We start from the raw sequence: 16,256 nt of genomic DNA, 5'->3' as shown, positions 1-16,256 counted from the left end.
TTCCTCCTTCTGCGTCAGTAGGGATATGCCGTGTTCACGGTGCCGTTCGGATAGAGCACCACCTTCACCCGGGTCTGGCCTGCCGTACCCACCCTGCGTTTGAAGTCGTGGATGTGAATGTGGCCGGCCCTCCCCTGCGTGTTCGGCTGGGCAGCCGACTTCTTGATCGCCGTGCGGATCATACGCTGCACCTTCCGTGGCGACTGGGTGCGGAACTTCGACTTGTTCGTGTAGGTGACCCGTGAGACGTGGCGCGGGTAGATGTGGGTGTTGTACCGGTGCTGGGTCAGGACCGCGGTGGAGCAGTTATGGACAACCGCATCACCCTCAGCGACCTGGACGGCATAGGTGTGCCGGTTCCCGACGTTGAGGTTGAACACCATCTGATCGGGCACGTCACCGAGGTCGTCGACCTCGGTGACGACCGGGGTGCTGCCGTCCGGGGACCGCAGGAGGTCACCGGGCCGCACGTCGAGCGCGTCGACCCAGCCGCGGTCGGTCACCCACACGGGGTGTCCGGCCGTTGCCCGGAGCGGAGCGGCTTCCGAGCCGAATCCGGTGAAGATGTCGACCAGGTGCTTCGACCCGTAACCGACGATGACGTCGAGAACGGGCTCGGCTCGGGTCTCCCCCGTCTCCGGGTCGGTCGCGGCTACCAGGTCCCCCGGCTCGATCTCGCTGATCGCCTCGTAGCGGCCGTCCGCCATCAGGACCGGGGTGTCCGGCGCGAAGGAGTTGGGGCATGAGCTGGGGGTACGTCGGATGGCTGTGCGAGCGGCCGCCGCCACCTTGCCCACCCGCGCGGCAGCGCGGGTCGACTTCACGGCCACTGCTGCGGCCTTGACGACGGGGCCCGCGCCCACGGTCTGCGCCACCGCGGTGACGGCCATCTCGGCGGCCTTCTCCCAGTTGCCGGTGACGGCGTAGGAGACCGAGGAGACGGCGGCCGCGACGGCGCCGATGGGGCCGGGGATGTAGGAGGCGACCTCGGCGACCTTGGCGACCACCTCGACCGTCTTCTTCAGCCACTTGGGCATGCCCCAGTTGCCGTCGAGGTCGGTGCAGTTGACGGGGTCGCCGGTGCAGTATTCGTAGGCGCCGGCGTTGCCGCCGGGCACCGGGTCGATCTGCAGGAAGCGGCCCAGGGCCGGGCTGTAGAGGCGGGCACCCATGAGGATGTCGCCGTCCTGGGCCTCGGCCGAGCGCTGCTTGCCGCCGAGCCAGCCGTAGCGGACGTTCGTCTGGCCGTCCTGCGGGATGCCGAACTCGTCGAAGTCGAGCACGACCGGCTTGGTCAGCGCGGTGTCGGTGGTGATGACGACCGAGCCGAACAGGTTGGTGAGCTGGAGCTGGACGTCACCGGTCCTGCTGGTGGTGGCGACGAGGTCGCCCTCCGGGCCCGAGACGTTGCGGGTCAGGGTGCCCTGGGTGGTGTCCTCGATCGTCCAGCGGACCTTGTCACCGTCGTCGCCGTAGTGGTTCAGCTTCGACGTGGCACCGGCCCAGGAGCCGTCGGCCTGCTTCTTCGACGTGGTGAACGCGGTCAGGCGGTGGGCGGCGTCGACGGCCCACTCCTGCTTGGTGTCCCCCTTCTCCTGGGCGGCGACCCGGTCGTTTGCCCAGTAGGTGTTGGTCGCACCGCTCGCGGTCTTCACCGTGCGCCCGAAGGCGTCGTAGGAGAAGCCCGCGTCGGTGAGGCGGTCGGCGCTGTCGTAGGTGTGGTTCTCCGCCGTGGCCCCGTCCGTGCTGCATCCGTCGGCCGCCCCGCGCGGGGAGGTCGACTTGGACAGGCGGTTGGAGTGGGCGTCGAAGGCGTACTGGCGGGTGACGCAGCCGGTGGCGACCGTGGACTGCTCGGCCTTCACCAGCCGGCCGAGCCGGTCGTACTGGTAGGAGCGGGTGGCGGTGGAGCTGGTGTCCTTGGCCACCTGGCCCTGGGTGGAGATGTCGGCGCTCTGCGCCCAGATGACCTTGTTGTCGGAAGTGCGGGTGTAGGTGCGGCTGGTGGCCTCGCCGACGGCGTTGGTGGTGTCCTTGCGGACGATGCCACCGGGGTAGGTCTGCTCGACCAGCTGGCCGTCCGGACCGTACTTGGCGGTGAACTCACCCGCGACGCTGTCGTTGACGGAGGTGACCAGTCCGCGCGGCTCCTTGGCGCGGTCGTAGGTGTAGGTGGTGGAACCGGTCGGGTCGGTGACCTTCACCGGCTTGCCGAACTTGTCGAACTCGCTGGTGGTGGTGCCACCGTCGGCGTCCGTGTAGGAGATCAGGCGCCCGAGCTGGTCCAGGACGCGGGTCAGCGACTTGCCGCCGGCGGTCGTCTTCACGATGTCGCCGGTCGCCGGGTCGTACTCGGTGGTGACCTTCGGCAGCGGCTTGCCCTCGTCCGAGGTGATCTCGGTGGAGGTGATCCGGTCCGCGCCGTCGTAGGTGGTGACCGTCTTGCGGGACTTGCCCGCGTTGGTCTCGGTCGTCTCCTCCGGCTCGCCGAACGGCGAGTAGCGGGTGACGCGCTTGACCGGCAGCGTGGTCGGCATCCGCGTCGCGTCCGCACCGGTGATCGCACCGCCCGGCCCGGTGACACACGGCAGGCCCGCCCACTCCGGACGGTTGGCGCACAGGGCGTCGTCCGGGTTGGCGCCGGCGGTGTAGAACACCGACTTCACCGTCCCGGCGTCCGCACCGTTCGAACCCGGCTTACGGGATTCGAGAGCGCGCCCGGAGGCGTCGAACTTGACCGTCGAGGTCAGCTTCGCGCCCAGCGCGTCGGTGGTCACCGACGTCGCGGTCTTCAGCGCCCAGCCCGACGTCCCGCCGATCGGCGTGTCGTAGCCGGTCCTGGTGACCCGCAGCTCGACGTCGTCGGCGTAGCCCTCGATCCGGGCACCGTCGGTCTGAGTCGTGACCAGGTGGTACGCCTGGCCGTCCGGCTTCCCCTCGTCGTAGGCGCTGGTGTTGTGGTCCCGCGCCACCACCGAGGTCCCCACCAGCAGGGTCGGGTTGACGGTGGTCTTGGTCAGCGTGACCGTGTCCAGGCCGGCGTGGTAGCGCGCGCCGGTGCTGGCCGTGTTGGTGCCGGTGACGGTGAGCTTGAGTTCGTGGTCACCACGCGTCAGGTGGACCGGCGTCCCGACCGAATACGGCGCCACGGCCGGATCGGCGGAGTACTGGTCGATCGGCTGGCCGAGGTTCTGGCCGTCGATCGCGAACTGCACGATGCCGTGGTCGTTGTACCTGGTCTGCTGGCCGGAAAGGAGGTAGTCGCCCTCCTCCGGCACGCTGACGCGCAGCGCGACGTAGCCGCCCGCGGCGGTCGCCCGCACGCTCAGGTGCGCGCCACCGGACCAGATGAGACCGCAGCAGTTGTTGTCGATCTGGACCGGCACCGTGGCGCCGAGCTGCGGCAGCTTCTCGGCCTCCGAGGTGACGGAGACCGGGGTGGTCTGGCCGTTCACCTGCTCGGCGAGCGAGGCGCGGTAGACCGGGCCGAGCGTCTCGACGACGTCCAGGCCGTCCGGGCTGTAGGTGGTGCGCGAGTCCAGGAGCCGGGCGCGGGACTTGGTGATCTCGGCCTTGCGCGCCTTCTGCTCCTCGGTCAGGTTCGCGGCGAGCAGTTCGGCCGGGATCTGGGGCAGGCCCAGTTCGGCGGTGAAGCGGTCGGCCTCCGGGTGGGTGCCGAGCGCGATGGCGCGGTTGGTGGCCTCCAGGGTGCGCACGGCGTGGCCGTAGCGGTCGTACTCGGTGGTGTCGACGTCACCGCCGGGCGTGACCGACGGGCTCGCGGTGTTGACCTCGTTGCCGGAGGCGTTGAGGTAGTGCACCGCGGCCGGCTTGTAGCCGTCCTTGCCCGGCTTGGCCGCCGTGGCGGTGTTGGTGCCCGGGTCGTCCTCGGGTCCGAAGACGGCGGTGGCGTCGGTGGGAGCGTCGGTCTGCGCCCAGGTGAGCGCCTCGGCACCGGACAGGTCGTACGGACCGCCGGTGCCGCGGGTCAGCGGCACCTCGTAGACGACGGTGGTCGCGACCTCGCCGTTGAGCTGGTCCTTGCTGCCCTGCGTCAGGGCCGCGCGGCGGACCTTCAGCAGGCGCCCCGGGTCCTGGTCGGCCGCAGCCTTGCCGTAGTCGAAGTTCCACGGCAGTTCGCCCGCAGCACCGATCCTGGTGACCCGGCCGTCCGCGTCGTAGGCGTACGAGGTCTTCAGCGGCTGGGCCAGACGCGGGTCCCAGGCCTGGGCCAGACGGCCCTTGTCGTCGTACGCGTAGTGGGCGACCTCGACGGCCTCCTGCTTGGAGGTCACCGGGTTCCAGGACCAGACCTTGACGCCGCGGATGCGGTCCAGGTAGTCACCCGGAGCCGTCGCGGTCGCCGTGGTGACCTTGGCGTAGTCGTACTCCATGACCTCGCAGCCGCGCGGCAGCGGGTCGACGGAGCAGTGGTTGGCGTCGTCCACACCCGGCTCGACCGGCGGGATGACGCGCTTGACGAGCGAACGGCCGTCGGCGGTGTCGTACTGGTACCGGGTGGTCGAGGACGCCTCGGGACCGGTGTCGCTGATCACCTGGTAGATGCTGGAACCGGCCTGACGGGCGAAGACGGTCCTCGAACCGTCGAGCTCGGACAGCTCGTAGGTGGTACCGGCGGTCTGCACGTCCCAGATCTGGTTCGGGCCGCGCCAGCAGGACCAGATGGTGCCGCCCTGGTAGGCGTCCAGGCACTTGGACGACTGCTGGTTGACGACCTGGCCGTCGGCCAGGACCTCCCACTTCTGGTTGGTCCCGCCGTTGCAGTCCCACAGCACGACCCGGCTGTTGTCCGCGGTCACGCCCCAGGGGTTGTCCAGGCACTTGCCGAGGATCTGGAAGCGCTGCTGGTCGTCACGGGTCCACTGCTGGTTCGCGCCGCCGGTGCACGGCGCCGACTGCAGGTTGGCGCCGTTGCCCGCGGCCCCGCCCGGGACCTCCAGGCACTGCCCGGTCGCGGACAGCACGAGCGCGCCGCTGGTGGCCGGCACGGCCTTCAGCGTCAGCGACTCGGCGCCCGGCTCCGGGAACAGGGTGCCGTCGGTGCCCTTGGCGAAGGTGATGGAAGTGTCGTCGTTGCTCTTGATCTCGACCAGGTCGGACTGCGGGAACGACAGCGAACGGTAGTCCGAGCCGGTGCCCGCGTCGGGGCCGCCGGCCCACTGCGGACCGAACGGAGCGACGATCTCCTTCAGCGACAGGTCGTCGAAGAAGACCTCCTTGTCCGGTGCGGCGAAGCCGTTGATCAGCCGGAACCAGGCCTCGGTGGCGTCCTTCGGCACGGTCATGTCGACACTCAGCTGCTGCCAGCCGTCGGTGAACGAGGCCTTCGGCGACAGCACGTCCGTGTAGCCGGTGGGCGTGCGGTGGACGCCCAGGATGCGCAGGCCGATGTCGGCGCGGTCCGGGTTCAGGCCGGTGGTGCCCGGCACGTAGATCCAGCCGGTCAGCCGGTAGGTCTTCCCCGGCTGCATGTTCTGCCCGAGGCTGTACCCCGGACCGATCTCCAGGTAGGAGTTCACATTGCCGTTGGGCTTGACCAGCAGCGAGTCGGTCGAGCTGTCGTGACCGCGCACGGTCGAGCGGCTGATGTCCGCCGGACCGGCGGTGAAGCCGGCCGTGTCGGTGCTCACCTGACGCTGATTGGCCGTCAGACGCTCACCCTGCGGCTGCCAGCCCCGTCCGAGGTCGCGCGAGGAGGCGGTACGGGCCACCGACATGCCGAACTCGTTGGCGTCGGTGACGTCGGTGGAGAAGTCACCGGTCAGCAGGTTGACCGAGCCCGGGCCGATGCCCGCTCCGGCCGCGCCGTCCGCGTTGCGGTCGACCGTGATGGTGTTCCAGACGGTGGCGTACCCGGCACCGGAGCCGTCCTGCGGGAACAGCTTGGCGCGCACCTGGAGGACGCCGCCGACGTTGCCCAGGGTGTCCAGGACGTTCCAGTTGGCGTGCGGGCCGAGGTCCGCCAGCAACGGCTTGTCCTCGGTGACCGGGGTGTTGTCCGCCTTGGTCAGGTTGCTCCGGGGCACCGCGTACTCGGTGGCGCCGGGGCCGCGACGGTACTCGTAGACCACGCGCTTGAACTGCGCCTGGGCGTCCACGGACAGCTTGACGCGCTTGGCCGCCTGGGTGCCGTTCACCGGCGAGCTCAGACCGGCCTGGCCGACCTGGAAGGTGTAGACCGTGGGCGGGGAGAGGTTGCCCGCGCGGTCCTTGGCCTGCACGCTGAGCACGCGCCGGCCCTCGGTGGTCGGGGTGATCGACGTGGTCAGCGCCGCCGTGGCGTTGACGGTGACCGGGGTGCCGCCGTCCAGGGTGTAGACGTAGGCGGTCAGGTCGTCCGTGCCGCCGGCCGGGGTGAAGGTGAACGAACCGGCCTGGTTCGCCGCGCCGTGCCACAGCGAGTCCGACGGGTAGTCGGCGGAAGTGACAAACGGTGCGCCCGGCTTGACGGTGTCGGCGATCAGCGTCGTGCCGGTCCAGCCGGAGCGGGCCTTGCCGTCGTCGAGCATCGCCCAGATCGAGTACTGCACGCCCTCGTCGAGCCGGGCGAGGCCGTAGTCGGACGGACGGACGGTGGCGATGGCGCCGTTCGGGGTGACCTTGGGGATGCTGCCGATGAAGGTGCCGCCGCGCCACAGGTCGAAGTAGACCGTGACCTGGTCACCGTCGACATCGGCCGCCTGCACCTGGAAACGCGGGTTGGCGTCCGAGGTGTACGCCGGGTTGCCCGGCTGCGAGGGCTGCACCTGGACGGCGGCCGGGGTCGTCGGCACCGTGTTGTAGGTGACCGAGATGTACGGCGGGTAGTCACCCTCCGCGGAGTCGAACTTCTTCCAGGAGAGGCTGCTGTTCTCGTCCGCCGCCTTCAGCAGGAAGCCGTAGTCGCGGTAGCCGAACTGCGCGAAGTACCGGATCATCCCGGTGACGTCGGCCTTCGCCCACACCGAGCCGTCGCCGGCCGTGCAGGTGTGGGTGTCGCCGCCGTCGTTGTCGTAGGTGTCGTTGGACGTCGCCCAGAGGCTCTCGCCCTGCGGCATGTTGTTCCACCGCATCCACCCGGCCGCGCCCGGCGCGTTCCAGACCTCCCACTGCTTGGCGACGCAGGAGGAGGAGTGGAAGTTGTACAGGTTGAGCTTGGCGTCGATGATCTGCTTGCCGTTGAAGTCGGCACCCGGGATCGTCAGGAACGAACGGGCCTTGGTCGACCCGTCGTAGCTGCCCAGCTTGAGGAGATCGGCCGACGAGTTGTCGGTGTTCTCGTTGTTCTGGATGTAGGTGTCGAAGGTGGTGACGACGTCGACGACCGGGTCGATGGTGACCGGGTACTGGGTCTTCGCGTCGGTCAGGAAGGCCGCGTCCGGGGTGAACACCAGCTCGGTGTCCGCGCCCTCACCGCGCACCTCCATGGTCACCGGCGCGCGGTTGAGGTGCTCCTGCGAGGCCTCGTCGAGCGCGGCGTCCCACATCACGGGGGCCGGGATCTTGACGGTCTGCTTGCCGGTGGCCTTGTCCAGCAGCTGGATCGAACCGTCCGGCTGCGGGGCGACGTTGAGGCCGGTGGTGTCCAGCGGGATCGTGATCGTGCCGGTCTGGGAGACGGCGGAACGATTCTTCACGATCAGGAACTGCTCGAAGCCGGTCCGGGTCGCCTGGAGGACCAGGTCGACGCCGGGGCGGGCGTCGACGTAGGTCGCCTTCTTGCCCTCCAGCTTGGGCTTGGGCAGCTTGCCCAGCCAGCCGAAGGAGATCTGCTGGTCACCGGAGCCGATCGTGACCAGCGGGCGCTCGGCCGGCTTGGTCTCGGGAGCGGCCGGAGCGGGCGGAGCGGCGGGCTGGTCGGCGGCGCCGCGGGCGGCGCTGCGCGAGGCGTGCTCGGTGGGCGCCGGAGCCGGTGTCGTGGCGGGCGTCGTCGCGGGCGTCGTGGCGCCCGGCAGGCTGTCGCCCACCGTCACCCCGGCGTCGCCGCCCTCGAACACCAGGCCCTCGGGGTGCGCCTTCGGCGCCACCTTGCCGTCCGGCGTCTGCACCAGCGTGGTGTCCACCGGCACCCACGCGTCGCCGACCTTCATCCGAAGCGGCCCCGTGGCCCGCTCCGAGGTCAGCGTCCCGTCCGGGTTCGCCCACAGGGTGACGAACTCCGTCCGAGCCTTCGTCACCTCAATCCGACGCCCCTGCAAGCGGGCCGCCAACAGCGCCGACGCCTCGTCGGGCGCCTCGGTGGCGGGAGCCGCCGGCGCGACCGGCGGCGTCTGCGGCGTGACCCCGCCGGACCGGTTCGACGCCAGGGCGTCGGCGACGACACCGGTCTGCACGAGCAGACCGAGCGTCAGAACCGTTGATATTCGGCGTATCCAACGCATCGAAAAGGCCCCGCCGGTGGAACCGGACGAGGCCAAAGACCGTCGTTTCATCAAGACTCTCTCGTAGATGACACCTGTTCAGTTCGTTCAGAACCTTAAGGAACCTCTCATCTTCAGCGGACATCCAGGAACCTCCCAGGATGACAATCGAGTAACGGATCGTCGACGCAGCGTTATTACGTGCCACTTTCTCAGCAATTGCGCCGACTGCACTCCTTGTACGCATCATCCCGTTTAGGACGGGCCCGGCCGGCTACGTCAGATACGGCGACTCGAACTCATCGACGTTCAATCCGGACGCCCTGACATCCCGGACGGCCTGCTCCGGCTCGGCCACAAGGCCGATGTACATGTAGAAGTCGTAGCCGATGTGCACAAAGAAGTCACCGTCACCGACGAATCTGCACCAGACGAACTCCTCCCGGAGCACCGACCTGATGAGCTCGATCGCCTGGTCGAGCGCCAGCCACTCCCCGTCCGCGACGCGCTGCCACCACGGGCTCTCGGGATGGACCTCCAGCCCGTCGACCCGCAGCCCGGTCACCCCCTGCACCGCCGCGAACCGCCGAACGGCCGCGAGATACCGCTCCTCCGTCGCCAGGTACTCCGCCTCCGTGAGCACCTCCCCACCGAAACTCAGCCCGATGTCGGAGATCGCCGTCCACGCCGGCGCCGACCCCTCCATCTCCTCCGCCGAGTACTTCACCACTCTGAACTGAAACATCCGCCCTCTCCCGCCTCCTCAGGAAACCCGCCACCCGATCGACCGATCTCCTCTGGGCCCGGACACACCTCGGCCGCGGAGAGCGCTCTCTCCGCGGCCGAGCTCTTCACGCGTCCCGGGCGGCCTTCCTGGCCGGGATCCAGATTGCTCTGCTCCCGATGGTCGGATTCGGGGCGGGTCAGCACCCGATCTTCGAACGGTCCACGGCAGCCTCGGCGGTGGTCCGGAAGGTTGCGCCGGCCTCTCCCCCCGGCCTGAACGTGATCGTCAGTGTCTCCCATCCCAGTTCGGACTTCCTCGTGAAACACGTCCGCACGTCCCCCGGCCCGGCATCCCGTCCTTCTCTTCGCCAGCCCAACCCGGCGAGCTCCCCCTCATAGAAGCCGATCAAGTCCCTTTGACTCCCGCCGTACGAATACACGCGACTGCTGGACAGCCAGGAACCCACGGAATCATCACCAACGCACGCGGCCGCATTCGCCGACTCCTCGACCTCTTGCGATCCGCTCGGCTTCAGGGCAAGAGCATCCAGCTTGTCGAGCGCGGTCAGGCGAGCGTCCTGGCCCGAGCACTGGTCACCTCCCTCACCCAGAAGCCGTCCGGATGAGACCACAAGCCACACCACGACCGTCAGGCCGAGAACGGGCACCGCTATCGCCAAGCGAGTCGCAATCCGCATTCGTCGGGCATCCACCACGAACTCTCCCTGTCGTCCTGTTCAGCGCTGCTCGCTTCTCGCACATCCTCCGCGATCTCCTCAGGCAGTCCGTCACCCGTGTCGCCGATCCGGTACTGATCACGCTCCGGCCGCCCCTTGGCGTCCACGCGCAGGGAACTCCGCAGCGGCACTCAGAATCCGAACTGCCCGAACTTCTCGACGGCAGGGAACTCGATGTACCCGCGCCTCCCTTCCGCGCCCATCCTTGGAGAGAACACCGGAAGGCCGCCACCCCAGGGGGTGGCGGCCTCCAGTCGTTCGCGCCCGGTCGGCATCACGTCATGGATGCCGGAAGCGTGGCGCCATGCCTACGGCCGATCCGGCCGTCCCAGCCGGCCCCGTGGCCCGCTCCGAGGTCAGCGTCCCGTCCGGGTTCGCCCACAGGGTAACGAACTCCGTCCGAGCCTTCGTCACCTCGACCCGACGCCCCTGCAAGCGGGCCGCCAACAGCGCCGACGCCTCGTCGGGTGCCTCGGCGGTGGGGGGCGGGGCAGTGGAGGGAGTCCCGGGTGCTGCCGCCGCCGGGGCCGCCGTCAGCACGTCTGACGCGGCACCGGTCTCCACCAGGAGACCCAGCGTCAGGACGACCGATATCCGGCGCATCCAACGCGATGAAAAAGCCCCGCCCGCGAACGCGGACGAGGCTCGGGAGTGAGAAGACATCGACCCTTCCGAAATGTCGTCAAAGAAATTGAACGGCTTGTTCGGAGCTGAAGCACAACCTCTCACTCTCCGGCCGATCCCCGAGGGGAGTTCAGATGACAATCACATAACAGATGGCACATGTCATATGGCACTGCCCGAACTTTTCCTGCCAATGTCAGCCTTTTGGCGCGATCATTACCTTTGCCGCGCTTTTACGCGCTTTGGCGGATGAGTTCTAAACTGACCATGTCTCCGCCGGATCCGCCGGGAGGTCCCCCATGCGTCAGCGGCACAGCTTCCACCTCGACCGGGGCGGCCACTCCGTCACGGTGAACGTCCGGTCCGGCTGGATCACCGAGACCGAGGTGCTGGTGGACGGCAAGGAGGTGGCCTTCCACCGGGTGCACGGTCACGGGGTGTATCCGCTCACGCTCGCCGCCCAGCTGCCCGGGCCGCTCGAGGAGCCGGCGCAGCCGCTGGCCGTGCGGCTGGAGCGGACCGGCGTGGCCGAGCGGCCGCTGCGCTGTTCGCTGGAGCTGAGCGGGGCCGTGCACCCGATGGCGGAGCGGACCGAACGCTGAGGGCTCAGCCCGTCTGCGCCACGATCTCCTCGACGGCCGCGCGCGCCCGCTCGGCGTCCGCCGGGACGAGGCCGATCCGGGTGCGCCGGTGCAGGACGTCCTCGGCGTCCAGCGCGCCCTCGTGGGTGAGTGCGTAGACGATCTCGGCGCGGCTGACGTCGATCCCCTCGGCGACCGGCGCGCCGTGGCCCGCGCCCAGCCGCTGCTCCCCCGCCACCAGCACCTCGCGCGCCGCGCCGCCGTGCCGGGCGAGCAGCGAGGCCGCGACCCCGCCCTCCGGCAGCGGGCGGCTGTCGCGGTGGTCCGGCGCGCCGACCAGCGGCAGGCGGGCCGTCCAGCAGGCGCGGGCGGGCAGGCCGCGCAGCCGGACGGCGGTGTCCACGGCGTCCTCGGCCATCCGGCGGTAGGTGGTGAGCTTGCCGCCGACCACGGTGATCACCCCGTCCGGGGACTCCAGCACGGCGTGCTGCCGGGAGAGGTCGGCGGTGGCGCCGTCGCCGGTGTCGATCAGCGGCCGCAGTCCGGCGTAGGCGCCGAGCACGTCGTCCCTGGTCAGGGCGGTCTCCAGGGCGGTGTTGACGGTGTCGAGCAGGAAGTCCAGCTCGGCCGCGGTGGGCTGCGGCTCGTCGGGGATCGGGCCGGGCGCGTCCTCGTCGGTGAGGCCGATCGCCACCCGGCCGAGCTGCTGCGGCAGGGCGAAGACAAAACGGCTGGTGGAGCCGGGGACGGGCACGGTGAGCGCGGCGGTGGGCCGGCCGAGCGCGGCCGCGTCGACCAGCAGGTGGGTGCCCCGGCTGGGGCGCAGCCGGATGGACGGGTCCACCTCGCCCGCCCACACACCGGTCGCGTTGACGACGGCGCGGGCGTCGAGGTGGAACGATTCGCCGGTCAGGGTGTCGGTGAGCCGGGCGCCCGTGCCGGTCACCTGCTCGGCGCGCACCCGGGTCAGCACGGACACCCCGTACTGCGCCGCCGTCCGGGCCAGCGCCACCACCAGCCGTGCGTCGTCGACGAGTTGGCCGTCGTGCGCGACCAGCGCGCCGGACAGCCCGGCACCGCGCAGGCCCGGCACCAGGGCGCGGGCCCGTCCGGCGTCGACCTTGCGCACCCGCGGCAGCAGCCGGCCCGGGGTGCCTGCGCTCAGCCGCAGCGCGTCGCCCGCGTGGAAGCCCGCTCGGACCAGGGCGGCCTGCCCCGGCTTCAGCAACCCGTCGAGCAGCGGGACGAGTTGGGGCAGCGGCCGGATCAGGTGCGGGGCGGTGCGGGTCATCAGGACGCCGCGCTCGACGGCGCTCTCCCGGGCCACGCCGATCCGCCCGGAGGCGAGGTAGCGCAGACCGCCGTGGACGAGCTTGGAGCTCCACCGGCTGGTGCCGAACGCGAGGTCGCGCGCCTCGACCAGGGCCACGCACAGCCCGCGCGCGGCCGCGTCCAGGGCGACGCCCGCGCCGGTCACGCCGCCGCCGATCACCAGCAGGTCGATGGCCGGCCCGGCGGCGAGCGCGTCGAGGTCCAGCTGCCGGCGGCGGGCGGTGAGTCGGGTGGTCCCGGCGAAGGGCCCGGCGGTGGTGGTCATCTGCGGCCTCCGTGGCGGTCGGTCTGCTGACGGTCGGGACTTCTGGCGGTCGGGGCTTCTGGCGGTCGGTCCGCCGGCGGTCGAGGGGCTACGGCGCGAGGTAGCCGTCGAGGGCGCGGGCGAGTTCGCGCCGCCAGGCCGCCTCCGACAGCAGCGGGGCCACCATCCGGTGCGACTGGACGGTGGACTGGGCGATCAGCAGCACCATTGCGGCGAGTTCGACCGGCTCGCCGGCCCGGATCGAGCCGTGCCGCTGGCCCTGGGCGATGCCGGCCCGCAGCGCCTCCAGCAGCCCGCGCTGGCTGGCGCCCAGGCGGTCGACCACGTACTCGAAGAGCGTGTCGGAGTCGGCGGAGCGCAGCAGCGCGCCGAGCACCGGGTGGTCGCGCAGCCGGACGGCCACCTCGACGACCCCGTCGACAAACGCGGCCCGGTCGGTGCCGCTGAGCCGGACGGCGTCCCGGGTGGCCGCGATCTCCCGGGTGAGCAGCGCGCCGATCACCGCCCGCACGTCCGGCCAGCGTCGGTAGACGGTCGGCCGGCTCACCCCGGCGCGGCGTGCGATCTCGGCCAACTGGGTGCGGCCCACGCCGAATTGGACGATCAGGTCGGCGGCGGCGTCGAGGATCACGTCGTCGGTGCCGCGCTCGCGATGGTGCTCGTTACTACTTGACATGATGTGTAAAACTGTAACGCATGACCCCCGAGAAGCAAGCGGCGCCGGCCGGTGCGGCCGCCCTGCCGCTCCCCCCGATGAAGTGGGACGCCTGGGGCGACCCGGCCCTCGCCAAGGAGCTGTCCGCCGACGTCAAGGGCCTGCTCGCGGCCGCCCTCGGCGTGACCGGCGACGCCGCCCCCGGGCCCGACGCCTCGGAGGTCGTGCTGCGGCCCTCCGCCCTCACCCTCGACGACCTCGCGGCGCTCGCCGCCGCAGTCGGCGAGGCCCACCTCAGCACCGCCGACGCCGACCGCCTCCCCCGGGCCGGCGGCAAGTCCACCCCCGACCTGCTGCGCCGCCGCTCCCGCGAGCCGCAGGACGCACCCGACGCCGTCGTGCTGCCCGGCGACGAGGACGAGATCGCCGCGCTGCTCGCCGTCTGCGCCGAACGCCGCATCGCCGTCGTGCCGTTCGGCGGCGGGACGAGCGTCGTCGGCGGGCTCGACCCGGAGCGCGGCGCCTTCGCCGCCGTCGTCTCGCTCGACCTGCGCCGCCTCGACCAGCTGCTCGACCTCGACGAGACCTCCGGCGAGGCCCTGCTGGGCGCCGGCCTCACCGGCCCGGCCGCCGAGGCCCTGCTCGCCGAGCGCGGCTTCGAGCTCGGCCACTACCCGCAGAGCTTCCGCTACGCCACCATCGGCGGCTTCGCGGCCACCCGCTCCTCCGGGCAGAACTCGGCCGGCCACGGGCGGTTCGACGAGATGGTGCGCGGCCTGCGCGTCGTCACCCCCGCGGGCGTGCTGGACCTCGGCCGCGCCCCGGCCTCCGCCGCCGGCCCCGACCTGCGCGAGCTCTTCCTCGGCTCGGAGGGCACCCTCGGCGTGATCACCGCCGTGCGGGTGCGGGTGCACGCCCTGCCCGCCGTCAAGGCGTACGAGGCCTGGTCGTTCCCCGACTTCACCACCGGCACCGCCGCGCTGCGCGCCGTCGAGCAGCAGGGCACCGGAGCGACCGTGATCCGGCTCTCCGACGAGGCCGAGACCATGGTCAACCTCGCCATGACCGAGAAGATCGGCGGCGAGCCCGCGGTGAGCGGCTGCCTGGCCGTCACCGTCTTCGAGGGCACCGCCGAGCAGGTCGCCGCCCGCCACCAGCTCACCCGCGCCGCCCTGCTCGCCGCCGGCGGCAGCTCACTGGGCGAGGCGCCCGCCCGGGCCTGGGAGCACGGCCGGTTCAACGCCCCGTACCTGCGCGACGCGCTGCTCGACGCGGGGGCGCTGTGCGAGACGCTGGAGACCGCCACCAGCTGGCAGCAGCTGCCGGGGCTGCGGTTCGCCGTCACCGCCGCGCTGACCGAGGCCCTGCCCGGCTCGCTGGTGCTGTGCCACATCTCGCACGTCTACCCGACCGGCGCCTCCCTCTACTTCACCGTGGTCGCCGCACTCGGTGAGCAGCCGCTGGAGCGCTGGGCCGCCGCCAAGCAAGCCGCCGGCGACGCGATCGTCCGCTCCGGCGGCACCATCACCCACCACCACGCCGTCGGCACCGACCACCGCCCCTGGATGGCCGCCGAGGTCGGCGACCTGGGCGTGCGCATCCTGCGCGCCGTCAAGGCCGAGCTCGACCCGGCCGGCATCCTCAACCCCGGCAAGCTGATCCCATGACCGACCGGAGAACCATCGCCCGCGTCGTTCTCCTCACCAACCCCGCGGCGGCCGCCGGCCACGCCGAACCGGCGGCCCGCCGCGCCACCGCCCGCCTGCGCGCCCACGGCATCACCGTGGACGCCCGGGCGGGCGCCTCCGCCGCCGACTCCCTGGCCCTCGCCCGGGCCGCCGCCGCCTCGGAGGACTGCGACGCGCTGGTCGTGGTCGGCGGCGACGGCATGATCAACCTCGGCCTCCAGGCCGTCGCCGGCACCGCCACCCCCCTCGGCGTCATACCGGCCGGCACCGGCAACGACCACGCCCGCGCCCACGGCCTGCCCCGCGACGCCCCCGAGGCCGCCGCCGACGTCATCGCCGCCGGCCGCACCCGCACCGTCGACCTCGGCCGGATCACCGCCGCCGACGGCACCACCCGCTGGTTCGGCTCCGTACTCGCGAGCGGCTTCGACTCCCTGGTCAGCGACCGCACCAACCGGCTGCGCTGGCCGCGCGGCCGGATGCGCTACCACCTCGCCATCGCCGTCGAGTTCGCCAACCTGCGCCCCCTGCCGTTCCGGATCACCCTCGCCGACGGCACCGAGATCCGCCGTGACCTGACCCTCGCCGCCGTCGGCAATACCAGCAGCTACGGCGGCGGCATGCTCGTCTGCCCCGACGCGGACCCCACCGACGGCCTGCTCGACGTCACCCTCGTCGACGCCATGCCGCGCCACCGCGTCGCCCGCTTCTTCCCGACCCTGCTGAAGGGCACCCACATCCACCACCCGGAGGTGACCACCTACCGCACCCCGTCGCTGCGCCTCGACTCCCCGGGCATCACCTCCTACGCCGACGGCGAGTTCATGGCCCACCTGCCGATCGAGGTCACCGCCGCCCCGGCGGCGCTCCACCTCCTCAGTCCGCTCCCCTGAGCACAGCCCGCTGGAACGGGGGCGGCGGGGCGTAGCCGTGGTCGAGGATGTAGTGGATCACCAGGGTCGGCGCCGCGAAACCGCCGCCCCCGGCCCCTGCGACGTGGATCTCGGCGCTGCCGAGCAGCGTCGATCCGGAGGCGGCGTGCGGATTCTCCACCGTCAGGTAGAACCCGCCGCAGAACGGGCACGTGTGCACGCCGCGCGTGACGTTCACCGGGTCGGCGGCCGGCCGGAGCAGGGCGTCCACCAGCCCGGCGGGAACGCCGCCGCGCCGGTACGGGTGGGAGTCGTCCAGCCAGCCGACGTTCACCAGCTCGGGCCACAGGTCGTCGTACACGTAGGGCGAACCGTCGGGGTAGTACGGCACGACCGCCTCCGGGGCGTCACGGGTT

General features: G+C 71.4%; 9 protein-coding genes. 3 read left to right on the top strand and 6 right to left on the bottom strand.

Annotated elements, in window-relative coordinates; all coding sequences use genetic code 11:
* Positions 1-14: 14 nt before the first annotated feature.
* The 3 genes from ACFU9E_RS21630 to ACFU9E_RS21620 form a co-directional block, all read right to left on the bottom strand.
* On the bottom strand, positions 15-8,333 hold the full coding sequence (locus tag ACFU9E_RS21630; protein ID WP_380715248.1) for a ricin-type beta-trefoil lectin domain protein: 8,319 nt from the start codon (positions 8,331-8,333) through the stop codon (positions 15-17).
* Positions 8,334-8,634: 301 nt separating this feature from the next.
* Positions 8,635-9,105: a hypothetical protein gene (locus ACFU9E_RS21625; RefSeq protein WP_380684197.1), complete on the bottom strand. Its 471-nt coding sequence runs from the start codon at positions 9,103-9,105 to the stop codon at positions 8,635-8,637.
* 178 nt (positions 9,106-9,283) lie between these two features.
* Positions 9,284-9,802, bottom strand: a complete 519-nt coding sequence (locus ACFU9E_RS21620) for a hypothetical protein (RefSeq protein ID WP_380684199.1) — start codon at positions 9,800-9,802, stop codon at positions 9,284-9,286.
* Between the two features lie 944 nt (positions 9,803-10,746).
* Between ACFU9E_RS21620 and ACFU9E_RS21615 the strand changes: the two genes are divergently transcribed.
* Complete coding sequence (locus ACFU9E_RS21615; protein WP_380684200.1) at positions 10,747-11,049, top strand: hypothetical protein; 303 nt, start codon at positions 10,747-10,749, stop codon at positions 11,047-11,049.
* A gap of 4 nt (positions 11,050-11,053) precedes the next feature.
* Here ACFU9E_RS21615 and ACFU9E_RS21610 read toward each other — a convergent pair whose 3' ends face one another.
* On the bottom strand, positions 11,054-12,625 hold the full coding sequence (locus ACFU9E_RS21610; protein ID WP_380684201.1) for a glycerol-3-phosphate dehydrogenase/oxidase: 1,572 nt from the start codon (positions 12,623-12,625) through the stop codon (positions 11,054-11,056).
* Between the two features lie 88 nt (positions 12,626-12,713).
* A complete protein-coding gene (locus ACFU9E_RS21605) occupies positions 12,714-13,301 on the bottom strand; it encodes a TetR/AcrR family transcriptional regulator (RefSeq protein WP_380684202.1) in 588 nt (195 codons plus the stop codon).
* Positions 13,302-13,321: 20 nt separating this feature from the next.
* Here ACFU9E_RS21605 and ACFU9E_RS21600 point away from each other — a divergent pair, with 20 nt between their 5' ends.
* Positions 13,322-14,947: an FAD-binding oxidoreductase gene (locus ACFU9E_RS21600; protein WP_380684203.1), complete on the top strand. Its 1,626-nt coding sequence runs from the start codon at positions 13,322-13,324 to the stop codon at positions 14,945-14,947.
* Positions 14,944-15,861 (top strand): diacylglycerol kinase, encoded by a 918-nt coding sequence (locus ACFU9E_RS21595; RefSeq protein ID WP_380684204.1) that lies wholly within the window; start codon positions 14,944-14,946, stop codon positions 15,859-15,861. The genes ACFU9E_RS21600 and ACFU9E_RS21595 overlap by 4 nt, the downstream gene beginning before the upstream one ends.
* Here ACFU9E_RS21595 and ACFU9E_RS21590 read toward each other — a convergent pair.
* A complete protein-coding gene (locus ACFU9E_RS21590; protein WP_380684206.1) occupies positions 15,845-16,231 on the bottom strand; it encodes a hypothetical protein in 387 nt (128 codons plus the stop codon). The two genes, ACFU9E_RS21595 and ACFU9E_RS21590, sit on opposite strands and share 17 nt — an antisense overlap.
* Between the last annotated feature and the right edge of the window lie 25 nt (positions 16,232-16,256).

Origin of the sequence: Kitasatospora sp. NPDC057595, assembly GCF_042800875.1 — a bacterium.
In the GTDB taxonomy this organism is placed as follows: domain Bacteria; phylum Actinomycetota; class Actinomycetes; order Streptomycetales; family Streptomycetaceae; genus Kitasatospora.
The sequence above is the reverse complement of the archived record's forward strand: the minus strand, read 5'-3'. Positions and strand labels throughout refer to the sequence as shown.